At 69.1% G+C, this 12,407-nt stretch carries 8 protein-coding genes; 4 read left to right on the top strand and 4 right to left on the bottom strand.

The genetic code is table 11. The annotated features are described in order from the left end of the window. Positions 1-8 precede the first annotated feature (8 nt). The 4 genes from BM272_RS04765 to BM272_RS04750 form a co-directional block, all read right to left on the bottom strand. Entirely contained in the window at positions 9-1,970 is a 1,962-nt protein-coding gene (locus tag BM272_RS04765) for a PAS domain-containing protein (protein ID WP_093427615.1), read from the bottom strand. 100 nt (positions 1,971-2,070) lie between these two features. Then, positions 2,071-5,184, bottom strand: coding sequence for an efflux RND transporter permease subunit (locus BM272_RS04760; RefSeq protein ID WP_093427614.1), 3,114 nt, complete (start codon positions 5,182-5,184; stop codon positions 2,071-2,073). Next, positions 5,177-6,349, bottom strand: a complete 1,173-nt coding sequence (locus BM272_RS04755) for an efflux RND transporter periplasmic adaptor subunit (protein ID WP_240308023.1) — start codon at positions 6,347-6,349, stop codon at positions 5,177-5,179. The genes BM272_RS04760 and BM272_RS04755 overlap by 8 nt, the downstream gene beginning before the upstream one ends. A gap of 253 nt (positions 6,350-6,602) precedes the next feature. Further along, a complete protein-coding gene (locus BM272_RS04750) occupies positions 6,603-8,714 on the bottom strand; it encodes a TonB-dependent receptor plug domain-containing protein (RefSeq protein ID WP_093427613.1) in 2,112 nt (703 codons plus the stop codon). Positions 8,715-8,953: 239 nt separating this feature from the next. Between BM272_RS04750 and BM272_RS04745 the strand changes: the two genes are divergently transcribed. The 4 genes from BM272_RS04745 to BM272_RS04730 are packed head-to-tail and all read left to right on the top strand — an operon-like array spanning position 8,954 to position 12,367. Then, complete coding sequence (locus BM272_RS04745; RefSeq protein WP_093427612.1) at positions 8,954-9,931, top strand: ABC transporter substrate-binding protein; 978 nt, start codon at positions 8,954-8,956, stop codon at positions 9,929-9,931. Beyond that, the gene (locus BM272_RS04740) at positions 9,931-11,583 is read left to right on the top strand and encodes a sensor domain-containing diguanylate cyclase (RefSeq protein WP_093427611.1); all 1,653 of its coding nucleotides are present in this window, start codon (positions 9,931-9,933) and stop codon (positions 11,581-11,583) included. The genes BM272_RS04745 and BM272_RS04740 overlap by 1 nt, the downstream gene beginning before the upstream one ends. Before the next feature lie 2 nt (positions 11,584-11,585). Next, on the top strand, positions 11,586-11,918 hold the full coding sequence (locus BM272_RS04735) for a putative signal transducing protein (RefSeq protein ID WP_093427610.1): 333 nt from the start codon (positions 11,586-11,588) through the stop codon (positions 11,916-11,918). Next, a complete protein-coding gene (locus tag BM272_RS04730; RefSeq protein ID WP_205407746.1) occupies positions 11,915-12,367 on the top strand; it encodes an HIT family protein in 453 nt (150 codons plus the stop codon). The genes BM272_RS04735 and BM272_RS04730 overlap by 4 nt, the downstream gene beginning before the upstream one ends. The last annotated feature ends 40 nt before the right edge of the window (positions 12,368-12,407 follow it).

The following is a 12,407-nucleotide window of genomic DNA, read 5'->3' as shown; positions in this document are numbered from 1 at the left end:
GCATCACCCTACTCTCGTCTGGCCAGCGGTATACGGATACAGAGTACGACCCCCCTGTCGGGCGCCCCGTTGATCTCGAACTCTCCCCCGTGTGCGATTACCCGCTCGCGCATACCGAATATGCCGTTGTGATGGGAATCGTCCAGGGATTCCAGCGCGAATCCTACGCCATTGTCGCGAATGCACAGAACGACCCGGCCCTCGCGCTCTTCCAGAACGGCATCAACCTGCGTGGCCGCGGAATGCTTGGCGATATTCGTCAGCGCCTCCTGGAAGACGCGATACAGGGTCGTCTCCAGCGAGGGGGGCACCGTCGACTCCTCCACCGGGGTGGTGAGATCGATGGCAATACCACTGTGCCGCTCGAAATCCGTGGCCCGCCACTTGAGGGCGGCAACGATCCCGAAGTCATCCAGGATCCGCGGGCGCAGTTCGGCGGCCACACGCCGCATCGTCTCGATGGCCTGGTCCACCAGGCTGCTCATGGCCTCCACCTGTTCCCGGCTACGCTCCGACAGGCCCTCCGACTGCTGGACGAGAGAGGCCGCATTCATCTTGACCACGGTCAGCTGGCTTCCCAGTTCGTCGTGGATCTCCCGGGCAATAGCCTTGCGCTCGGCCTCCTGAACCTCCTCGCGGCTGGCATGCAGCTCCCTCAACCGGTCTCTCATCCGGGCCAGCTCATCAGTCGCCTCCCGGCTCTCGGTAATGTTGAGGGCCACCCCGTACCACACCGGCCCATCCTGCTCGGGCCGCGGGATAGCACGCCAGTTGATCCACTTCACGCGCCGCTGACCGAAGCGCAGGCGTCCCTCCCAGTTCCAAACCGTGCCGGTCTGCGCGGAGTGATGCATGGTCTCCGTGAAACGCTCACTATCCCGAACGTCGAGCAGGGACGAAAAGACCCCCGGTTCGGCCACAATAGCCTGACTGGGCCGCTCGAAGAGCTCCTTCGCCCCTTCACTGAGGAAACGGAAACGGGGGAACCCATCCTGTCCCGCCCAGACCTCGAAGACTGCCCCGGGCAGATTCGCGGTCATCCCCCGGAAGCGCGCCTCGCTAGCGGCGAGGGCATCCATGGTGCCGCGGAATTCGGTAATGTCCTGGAGGACCACCAGGGCGCGGTCCGCCCCGGAAGGTTCGGGCGAGGATCCCCCATTGATCTTGAGGCGCCGCTGGCCCACGGAGGTCGCAACCTCGACCTCTGCATTCTCCACCGCCTCTCCCCGCAGGGCCCGCCGGATAGGGTCCCGGGCGGAGAGGAGGGGAAAACCGTTCTCCGGATCCAGGGTCGTGAGGACGTGGCTCCACAGGGCGGGCGATTCCGGGAGGTCCGCGCCCCCCACCAGCATGGTCCGGGCGGCCTGATTGCTGGACCGCACCATACCGTGGTCATCCGTGGTCACCAGCCCGATACCGGCCCGCTCCAGATTCCGTTCGAGTTCGCAGTGAACCCCCTCCTGGGGGAGCTGCAGGAGGTGATGGGGACACCTCCGTTCTCCGCCACGCGCACCGAGTTCCCGACCGGTGATAAGGAAGCGGCGCGCTGTGCCATCCGCGTCCACCAGAGGACGCACCTCCCAGTCCTCGTGGAGGCGCTCCCCGCCCGGGAACCGGCTATGAATGCGGCCGCGAAGCGGGTGCTCCCGCCCCAGGGCCTGCTCCAAGGCCACGGCATCCACATCCCCTTCACCGCCATCCTCTTCGAGGAGGTCGAAAAGCGAAACCCCAAGCAGTTTCCCGGGGGGGCAACCAAGCCGAGCCGCAAGGGCCGCGTTGAGGAATTCGATCCGGCCTTCCCGATCCACGACCCGAATGAGTTCACCGGTCTGAGCCAGGATGGTCTCGGCAAGATCGGGATCACGGGTGGGGATCAGCCTTCGAACCAGCCGGCCAAGCCAATCGACCAGGCGGCCGGAGCGTCGCTCGGCGATTCCCGCTCCTCGGTTCCTTTCCGGCCTGCAAGCCATGCGCGTCCCTATCCCCCTGGCTCCTTTGACTCCCCCACAGTCGCGGGGGGAAGGTACCACAGAACGCCCGCCAGCAGCCCCGATAGCAGGGAGGGACCGGTCAGGCGGCCGACACCCCCTTCAGGCGATCGGTGACCCGCCGGACCACCACATAGAACAGCGGGATGAAGAAGATCGCCAGGAAGGTGGCCGAGACCATCCCGCCGAGGACGGCGGTCCCGATGGCGGCCTGGCTGGCCGCCCCGGCGCCGGTGGCCAGGGCTAGCGGGATGACGCCCATGCTGAAGGCCAGGGAGGTCATTAGGATGGGCCGCAGCCGGATCCGCACCGCCTCCAGGGTGGCGTCCCGCAGGGCCATGCCCTTGCCCTCCAGATCCCGGGCGAACTCCACGATGAGGATGGCGTTCTTCGCCGTCAGCCCCAGGGTGGTGAGGATCCCCACCTGGAAGAAGACGTCGTTGGGGATCCCGCGCAGCAGGGCGGCTGCCACGGCGCCGATGACGCCCAGCGGCACCGCCAGGACCACGGCGAAGGGGATGGTCCAGCTCTCGTAGAGGGCGGCCAGGGCTAGCAGCACCACGACCAGCGACAGGGCGTAGAGCATCCCGGCCTGATTCCCCGCCTCACGCTCCTGGTAGGAGAGGCTGGACCAGGCGTGGCCGATACCGTCGGGGAGCTCCTCCTCGACGATCCGCTCCGCCTCGGCCATGGCCTCGCCGGTGGAGTAGCCGGGGGCGGGGCCGCCGGCGATGGAGCGGGCGGGCACGCCGTTGTAGCGCTCCAGCCGTGGGGAGCCGTAGCCCCAGCTGCCCTCGACCACCTCGCCCACCGGCACCATCTCGCCGGCGTCGTTGCGGACGTACCACTCCCGCAGGTCCTCGGGGACCATGCGGTCCTCCGCCTGCCCCTGGATGTAGACCCGCTTGATGCGGCCCTGGTGGAGGAAGTCGTTGACGTAGCCGGAGCCCCAGCCGGTGGAGAGGAGCTGGTTCAGCGCCGGCAGCGGCACGCCCAGGGCGCGCGCCTTCTCCCGGTCGATGTCCAGGTTGTACTGCGGATTGTCGGCCAGGCCGTTGGGCCGTACTCCGGCGAGGACGGGGCTCTGCGCCGCCGCCTGGAGGAACTGTCCCTGGGCCGCCATGAGGGCATCGTGGCCCAGGCCGCCCCGGTCCTGCAGGCGCAGGTCGAAGCCGCCGGCGTTGCCCAGCGCCGGGATGGGCGGGATGTTGAAGGCGAAGACCTGGCCGTCGCGGACGATCCCGGCCAGCTCCTTGTTGGCCCGGCCCAGCAGCGCCTGGACGCCCTGTCCCGGCCCCCGCTCCGCCCAGGGCTTGAGGTTGACGAAGGCAATGCCGACGTTCTGCGCCCGGCCGGTGAAGCTGAAGCCGGCCACGGCGAAGATCCCGTTCACCTCCGGCTGGTCCAGGTAGTATTCCTCGATCTTGTCCACCGTCTCCAGGGTCCGCTCCTGGGTGGCCCCGGCGGGGAGCTGGAACTGGGTGATGACCACGCCCTGGTCCTCCTGGGGGAGGAAGCCGCCGGGGACGCGCACGAAGAGCACCGCCAGCACCCCGACGATGGCCAGGAAAGCGCCCATGCCGATCCAGGGGTGGTTGAGGATCCGCCGCACCGAGCCGACATAGCCACGGGTGGCGGCCTCCACCAGCCGGTTGAACCAGCCGAAGGCCTTCTGGTGCCAGGCACCCTCGTGGTCCTGCCGGCGCAGGACGCCGCCGCAGACGGTGGGACTGAGGATCAGCGCCACCAGCACCGACAGCGCCATGGCGGTGACGATGGTGATGGAGAACTGGCGATAGATGGCGCCGGTGGAGCCGGGGAAGAAGGCCATGGGTATGAAGACGGCGGAGAGCACCACGCCGATCCCCACCAGGGCGCCGGTGATCTGGCGCATGGAGCGACGGGTGGCCTCCACCGGCCCCACGTCCTCCTCGTGCATGATCCGCTCGACGTTCTCCACTACCACGATGGCGTCGTCCACCAGCAGCCCGATGGCGAGCACCATGCCGAACATGGTGAGCATGTTGATGGAGAAACCGGTAGCGGCCATGACGGCGAAGGTCCCCAGCAGGACCACCGGGATGGCCAGGGTCGGTACCAGCGTGGCCCGCCAGCTCTGGAGGAAGAGCAGCATCACCGCCACCACCAGGATCACCGCCTCCACCAGGGTGTGGATCACCTGCTCGATGGAGGCCTCCACGAAGGGGGCGGTGGAATAGGGGTAGCGGACCTCGACCCCCTCGGGGAAGAAGGGCGAGAGTTCCGCCAGCTTCGCCTCCACCCGCTTGGCGGTGTCCAGGGCATTGGCCCCCGGTGCAAGGTTGATCCCCATGCCGGAGGCCGGCTTGTCATTGTAGAAGGTCTGGATGGCGGCGGACTCCGCCCCCAGCTCCACCCGGGCGACATCGCTCAGCCGCACCCGGGCACCGTCATCGGTGGTCTTGAGCAGGACCTCCCGGAAGTCCTCCTTGGTCTGCAGCAGGCCCTGGGCGTTCACGGTGGCGTTGAGCTGCTGGCCCTCCACCGCCGGCAGACCGCCGAGCTCCCCGGCGGTAACCACGGTGTTCTGGTCCTGGAGGGCGGCGCGGATATCGGCGACGGTGAGCTCGTAGTCCTGGAGCGCCCCGGCATCCAGCCAGATCCGCATGGCGTACTGGGAGCCGAAGACCTGGACCTTGCCCACCCCGGGCACACGGCCCACCGGCTCGGCGATCTCCGAGGCGACGAAGTCCGCCAGATCCTCCTTGGCCAGGCGGCCGTCGGTGGAGAGGAAGGCCGTGACCATCAGGAAGGAGCTGTTGGCCCGTTCCGTGGTCAGCCCCTGGCGCTGCACCGGCGCCGGGAGCATGGGCTCGGCCTGCTTGAGCTTGTTCTGGACCTGCACCTGGGCGATGTCGGGGTCGGTCCCCGGCTCGAAGGTCAGGGTGATGGAGGCGCGCCCGGCGGAGCTGCCGGTGGACTCCATGTAGATGAGATCGTCCACCCCGGTCATCTGCTGCTCGATGACCTGCACCACCGTGTCCGAAACCGTCTCCGCCGAGGCGCCGGGATAGGTCGCCTCGATCTGCACCGCCGGCGGCGCCACCGTGGGGTAGCGCTGCACCGGCAGGTTCTGCATGGCCAGCACCCCGGTGAGCATGGTGGCGATGGCCAGGACCCAGGCGAAGACCGGGCGCTTGAAGAAGAAATCAACCATTGGTGTCGCCCTCGGCCTCCTCGGGGAGATCCGCGGCCACCGGCTTCACCTGGTCACCGGGGTTGGCCTTCTGCAGGCCGGAGACCATCACCCGGTCCCCGGCGGCCAGGCCGGAGGTGACCACCCAGAAGGCGCCGTGGGTACGATCCACCTCCAGGACGCGGCGCTCCACCTCGTCGTCGGCATTGACCACCAGCGCCGTGGGCTGGCCCTGGCGGTTACGGCTCACCCCCTGCTGGGGCACCAGCAGGGCGTCGGCGTTGGTACCCTCGCTGATCCGGGCGCGGACGAACATCCCCGGCAGCAGGGTCCCCTCCGGATTGGGAATAGTAGCGCGCAGGGTCACGGTCCCGGTGCCCTCGTCCACGTTCACGCCGGAGAAGGAGAGCCGGCCGGCCTGGTCGTGCCGGGAGCCGTCGGGGAGTTTTACCTCCACGCGGGGCTGGCCCTCCTCGCCGGTCTCCAGTGCCCCGCGCCGGTGGGCGCGCTGGAGCCGCAGGACCTCCTTGGCCCCGCGCTGGATGTCCACGTAGATGGGGTGCAGCCGGGTCACCCGGGTCAGCGCCTCGGCCTGGTTGGCGGTGACCAGTTCGCCCACGGTAATGAAGGGCTGGCTCACGCGCCCCGCGATGGGGGCGTCGATGCTGGCGTACTCGCGGTCGAGCCGGACGGTGGCCAGCTCCGCGCGGGACACCTGCACCGCCGCCTCCTGCTCCTCAAGGTTGGCGCGGACGTCGTCGTACTCCTGCTGGCTCACCGAGTTCTGGGCCACCAGGTCGGCGTAGCGCTCCTCCTTGCGGCGGAGGTTCTCCAGGCGCGCCTGCGCCTGCACCAGCGCCGCCTCGGCCCGCTGGACGGCGGCCTGGTAGCGGCGCGGGTCGATCTCGTAGAGGGTCTGGCCCTTCTCCACCTTTTCACCGGCCTCGAAGCGCCGCTTCCGCAGCACCCCGGTAACCTGGGGCCGGATATCGGCCACCTGGTAGGCGGCGGTGCGGCCGGGGAGCTCGGTGACCCGCTCCACGTCCCGCGTCTCCAGCTCCACCACGCCCACCTCCGGCGGCGGACGATCCCCGCCCTGCTGGGCGTGGCCCATGGGCAGGGCCAGCGTCATCAGCAACCCGGCGAGGGCGACTGCGGGGGCGCGGAGGGCGGATATGGGGCGCATGGCGTTCCTTCCTGACCGAATGGTTAAGGCCCGATTATACAGGCACAGTGGGCTCGAAAAACCCGGTGCGGGCCGGTCTTCGGTAGGACTCGCGAGGAAGGTATTCGTTCCGGGCAGACCGAACCGGCGGTACGGGCCTGTTCTCGAGGTTCCGGACTGGCGCTGACGCGCCATCCGGAACGACGGAGGCGGGGAGAGGCTACGTCCTTCCAGCCGGAACGACGGATTTCAGGGGCTTACCGGGCGAAGGGGCTCAGAACTCGGCGTACCAGGTCAGGGCGATGTTGCGGCCGGGGGCCCAGAGGTCCTGGACACGGTCCTTTTCGGCCCGTTTGGCGGTCATCTCGTTGATGTGCTCGCGGTAGCCCTTGTCCAGGGCGTTGTGGACGGCCAGGGTCCACTCGCTGGTCTTCCAGAGGCCATCACCAGCAGTCCGCCAGCCCACGGAGAGGTCCAGGGTGGCGTAGCCGGCGGTCTCCCGCTCCGAGTCATTACTGAACTGGTCGGCCAAGCGGTCCTGCTGGTCCACGGCGCGCACGGCCGCCCGGCCCTGCCAGCCGGTATCCGCGCGCCGCTCCACGCCCAGGGTCGCCTCGGGGGCCGGCATCTGGTAGAGGGGCTCGTCGAAGCGGTCGTCCTCGTTCTCCCCCTGGATCCAGGTCCCATTCAGGAAGGCCGTTGCGCCGCCACCCAGGCGCACATCCAGGCTGGTCTCGAAGCCGCGGATGCGCGCCTCGTCGAGGTTGACCATCTGCTTGATATTGTTGTTCGGATCGATGATGCGGGCACCGATATAGTCGCGGATGCGGCTCTCGTAGGCGGCCACCTGGTAGCTCACCGGCCCGGCATCGCCTCGGGCCCCGAGTTCCAGGGAGAGATTGCGTTCGGGATCCAGCTGCGCGTCCGGCAGCAGCGCATAACCGCCCCCCTGCTGATAGTTCAGATATCGCTCGATGAGGGAGGCGGAGCGATAGCCCTCGGCCAGGCTCGCATAGGGACGGAAGGCCCTGGCCAGCGACCAGTTGGCCCCCAGGGACCAGGAGAGGTTGTAGTCAGTGCTGTCTAGGCCGTCGGTCTTCATCCCTCCCTGGCTATTAACGCGCCCATCAGCCGTCCCCTCCACCGTGTCGTAACGGGCCCCGGCGGTGACCATGACATCGCCCAGCCGGATCTCCTCCTGGACGAAGGCGCCCACCGACTGGATGACGGCATCGTCGATCAACTCCATCCGCCTATCACCGGGATCGTAGTTCGGCTGCAGGCCGATATGGGAGACCGGACTGGCCCGGGTCTCCCACGCCTCCGCGCCCACCAGGAGGACCTGGCTGGCCGAGGGCACCAGCTCCACCTGGGCGCGGGCGCCGTCGGTTACGAACTCGGTGTCCGACTTGCGGAAATCGGTCTTGCGCTCCTCGTTGTAGTCGTAGTTGCCGCGCTCCAGCCGCTGGCGATAGACCGTAGCCTCGGCCCGCGGCGCCCAGGCGCCGGCGAAGTCCCCCTGCCAGGCCAGCTCGTAGCGGTCCCGGGTCTGGTAGGGGGAGTAATGGGTATTCAGGCCATCCGGCTCTCGCCGCCCGGCCTTCTCGACATCATCCCGCGATGCCAGGTACCAGACCTCCTCCCGCCGGTCCCGCTGGAGCCGGGCGCTGATCACGTGGTCGTCGCCGAGCTTGCGCCGGGCCTGGAGGTGAAAGCTCGCCTGGCTGGTGCCGGAATCCTTGAGCGCCTCACCGTGCCCGGTCTCGTAGTCGTCGACGTTCAGGTGGGCCGCGGAGAGGGAGAGCGCCGTCTTCTCGTCGGCGGCGGTGAGGCCGAAGGCGCCCCGGGTGCCGCTGTCCACGGAGCTCACGCCCAGGCGGGTCCAGCCGCTGGTGCCCGGCTCGTCGCGGAAGTCGCCGCCCTTGGTGATGATGTTGATGACCCCGCCCATGGCGCCGGCGCCGTAGAGGACCGAGCCGGGGCCGCGGACCACCTCGATGCGCTCGATGAGGTCGACGTTGACGTAGCTGGCCAGGGACCCGCGCGCCGGCGGCTGCATGGCGTTGACGCGAACCCCGTCCACCAGGACCAGGATCTGGTCGCGCTTGAGGCCGCGGATCACCGGGTCCACGCCCACGGAGCCATCCACGGCCGTGGCCAGGCCGGGCTCACCGCGCAGGAGATCGCCCACCGAGCGCGCCTCCCGGCGCTGGATGGTCTCGGCGTCGAGCACGGTCACCGAGCGCGGCGTCTCCGCCGCCGGCGCCTCGTAGCCCTTGGCGGTGACCGTCACCCCCTCCAGTTCCGCCGTGCCCTGGGCGGCGGCGGTACCGGCCACGGCGGTGGTGACGAGGCTGCCGACGAGCCTGCGGTGGAAGTTCCCCATTTCGGTACCCCTTGCATGCGTGCACAACGAGCGGTAAGACTCGGCGATGCAATCCCCACGCTCTCCCCTATCTGCGCAGAGACTAAACAACTTGGTAGTGGGATTCCACGGACAGAGGGCAAGGGAACCTTTGCGAAATTGTCAAAAACAACGATTCTCATTCCTCATCGGCCGAGAGGCTTCGCTTCTCTAAGTGAGGTGCGCTGGTCGCCCCTCCGGGGCTCCTGTACGATGCGGCCATGACCATGGAACGCCCCCTGCGGTCCCTCCTTGCGGCCCTGCTTATCCTGCTCGCCGGCTGCGGTCCGGAGGGGCCGGATCCGCTGCGCATTGCCCTCAATCCCTGGCCCGGCTACCACGGTGTCCTCCACCTGGCTCAAGAGCGCGGCTACTTCGCCGAGGCCGGCATCGAGGTGGAGCTGGTGGATGTCACCTCCCTGGCCCATACCCGCCGCGCCTTCGAACGCGGGCAGGTGGACATCTTCGGCGGCACCGCCGCGGAGCTGGTCCTGGCGGCGCACAACGACCAGCGCGAGCCGCGCGCCTTCTACGCCGCTGACTGGTCCGAGGGGGGCGATCGGATCTATGCCCGGACCGATATCGAGGCCGTGGCCGATCTGGAGGGCCAGCGCGTCGGGGTGGAACCCCAGTCCCTGGACCGGATGGTCCTGGCCCTCGCCCTGAAGGAGGCCGGACTGGACCTGGATGACGTCATCCTGAAGGGGGTGGCCCAGACCGATACCCCCGCCGCACTCGTGGACGGTCGCATCGATGCGGCGGTGAGCTATCCGCCCACGGCGAGCCGGGTCGAGGAGCTGAAGGGCTTCCACCGGATCTTCGATACCAGCACCACCCCCGGGGGCGTCATCGACTTCCTCATGACCGATGCCGAACTCCTGGAGAGCCGGCGGCGAGACCTGGTCGCCATCGCCGAGGCCTTCCACCGGGCCGTTGAGGAGATCCGCGCCGACCCGGCGGGCACCTATCCCTACATGGCCCGTGTGCAGGGTCTGAGCGAGGCCGAACTGGCCTCCACGCTGGACGGGATTCACCTCCTCGGGGGCAACGAGCAGGCGGTCATGGCGGACGGCCGCGCCCGGCAGGCCGTGGCACTGGCCCGGGACATCCTCGCCCGCTCCGGCAGCAGCCATCTCGAGACCGTGGCTCCCGAACGCCTGGTGACGCCCCGGATCATCGAGGCGGCGAACTTCCACTGATGAACGCCCTCTCCATCAACCCGGCCCGGTCCCTGGCGACCCAGCTCCTGCTACCGCTGCTTCTGGTGGGGACACTGGCGGCCATCGCGGGTGGGCTCGCCCTCTACCAGCAGCACCTGTCTACCGCTCGCACCGACCTGGCCAACCACGCGGAACGGCTGGCCCGCACCGTGATCCTCGCTGCCGAGGCCAATCCCCAGGCGGAGCCGCTGGAACGCTTCACCACGGTCCTGGGGGCAGAGTCCCGCATCCGGCGGGTCATCGTCGTGCACGGCAACCCCATGCGCGTGCTCGCTGCCCACCGCGTGGCCTGGCGCGGGCTGAGCCTCTCCGAACTCCCGCTGAAGTCGGCCCCCCGCCTGCTCGACGAGGCGGCGGGCGGGGTCGAACCGAAGGTGGCTTACGAGGACCGCAACGACTACATCGACGTCGCGCTGCCCCTCCATCTGACTCGGCTCATGGGCATGGACAACGGCGAGATCCCCCGGGGCGCCGCGCTGCTCACCTACGACGCGGGGCCGGCCCTCCAGCACGCCCGGGCCGAGGCACGTCACTTCGCCATCGGCTTCGCCATCGCCGTTCTCCTGCTGGTCACACTGGGGTACGGGGTCATCCGCTGGCGCGTGCTCGCCCCCCTCTACGCCATCGGCCGGGCCATCGACCAGCGCGGGGATTCGGCGCCGGACCTGTCGGCCTCACTGACCCGGCGCGACGAGATCGGCCACCTCTCCCGGATCCTGGAGAGGCTCTCCGCCGCCGAACGGCGCGAGTGGGAACAGCGGAACTTCCTGGACACCCTTATCGAGACCATCCCCAACCCCATCTTCTACAAGGATGCCCAGGGCCGTTACCAGGGTTGCAACCAGGCCTTCCTGGACCTGGTAGGCAAGGACCATGGCAGCGTCATCGGGCGGACGGTGGACGAGATCTGGCCCCCGGACCTGGCGCGGCGCTACCGCGAGGCCGATGACGAACTCCTGGCCAGTGGCGGGCGCCAGCGCTACGAGACCCAGGTAGAGAAAGGCGACTGCGAGCGGCGGGACGTCCTCTTCGACAAGGCATTGCTCACCGGGAAGGATGGCCACGCCATCGGCCTCATCGGCACCATCACCGACATCACCGAGCGCAAGGCACTGGAGGCCCAGCTGGCCCACGAGGCCAGCCACGACGCCCTTACCGGCCTGTTCAACCGCAGCCACGTGGAACGCGCCACCCTCCACGCCGCGAAGGAGGTGGACCGCTACGGCGGCGAACTGAGCGGCCTGCTCTTCGACCTGGACCACTTCAAGCAGGTCAACGACGACTACGGCCACGCGGCAGGGGACGAGGTCCTGCGCCGCCTGGCAAGGCTCCTGCACCACCGCCTGCGCGAGACCGATATCGCCGGCCGCTGGGGCGGGGAGGAATTCCTGGTCATCCTCCCCCATACCGATCTCGGGGGTGCCCGGCAGGTGGCCGAGGACCTGCGCCACGCGCTGGAGGGGGAGGACATGCCCGAGGTCGGCCGGGTCACCATGAGTATCGGCTGCTCCGAGTACCGGCCCGGCGAGGGGACCGACCCCTTCATCAGGCGGCTGGATGATGCGCTCTACGCCGCCAAGGATGCCGGTCGCAATCAGGTGCACTGCTTCTCCCCGGAGGAGACCGACTGATCATGCAGGCCGTTCACACCGACCGCGACCCCATCCACGCCGGCTGGATCGCCGCCCGCCTGGAGGCGGAGGGTTTCGGCGTCACCGTGCGCAACTACTACCTGGGCGGGGCCGCCGGCGAGCTGCCGCCCACCGAGGTCTGGCCCGAGGTCTGGGTGCTGGACGACCGCGAGGCCGAGGCTGCCCGCGCCCGGGTGGCCGCCTACCTGGCGGAACCGGAGCCCGACGAGCCCGACTGGATCTGCCCCAACTGCGGCGAGACGGTGGACGGCTTCCTGGACCGCTGCTGGAACTGCAACACCCCTCACCCCGAAGAGGGAGGAGCGCCCCCGTGAGCCACCCTCCTCAATCCTCCACTGGCTTCGAGCTCCACCCCCGCCTGGCGGGGGACAGCCACCCGGTGGGCCGGATGACCCTCTCCCGGGTACGGCTCATGGATGATGCCCGCTTCCCCTGGCTGCTGGTGATCCCGGCCCAGCCGGACATCATCGAGCCCTTCGATCTGAGCGACCGGGCCCGACGCCAGCTCAACGAGGAGGTACAGGCCCTGGGGCTGGCCCTGCGCGCGGCCTTCGAGCCGGACCGCGTCAATATCGCGACCCTGGGCAACCAGGTGCCGCAGCTCCATGTCCACCTGGTGGCCCGCTACCAGGACGACGCGGCCTGGCCGGCACCGGTCTGGGGCCACGGCGAACGCCAGCCCTACGCCGCCGGGGGCGTCACCGCCTTCGTCCACGCCCTGCTCCCCCACGCCCCGCCGGAACTGCTGCTGGAGCAGGGCTGAAGACTGGTAGGATCGGGCCACGCACACCCGAACAGGAGGC

It is taken from the genome of Thiohalospira halophila DSM 15071, from assembly GCF_900112605.1.
GTDB classification, from domain to species: domain Bacteria; phylum Pseudomonadota; class Gammaproteobacteria; order Thiohalospirales; family Thiohalospiraceae; genus Thiohalospira; species Thiohalospira halophila.
This window is presented reverse-complemented; position numbering and strand designations above follow the sequence as displayed.

Bases quoted from the DNA above. Each gene is read 5' to 3' on its own strand.
- BM272_RS04735 (WP_093427610.1), top strand. From the start codon at position 11,586: ATGCAGGCCGTTCACACCGACCGCGACCCCATCCACGCCGGCTGGATC.
- BM272_RS04750 (WP_093427613.1), bottom strand. From the start codon at position 8,714: ATGGGGAACTTCCACCGCAGGCTCGTCGGCAGCCTCGTCACCACCGCC.
- BM272_RS04760 (WP_093427614.1), bottom strand. From the start codon at position 5,184: ATGGTTGATTTCTTCTTCAAGCGCCCGGTCTTCGCCTGGGTCCTGGCC.
- BM272_RS04740 (WP_093427611.1), top strand. From the start codon at position 9,931: ATGAACGCCCTCTCCATCAACCCGGCCCGGTCCCTGGCGACCCAGCTC.
- BM272_RS04745 (WP_093427612.1), top strand. From the start codon at position 8,954: ATGACCATGGAACGCCCCCTGCGGTCCCTCCTTGCGGCCCTGCTTATC.
- BM272_RS04755 (WP_240308023.1), bottom strand. From the start codon at position 6,349: ATGCGCCCCATATCCGCCCTCCGCGCCCCCGCAGTCGCCCTCGCCGGG.
- BM272_RS04765 (WP_093427615.1), bottom strand. From the start codon at position 1,970: ATGGCTTGCAGGCCGGAAAGGAACCGAGGAGCGGGAATCGCCGAGCGA.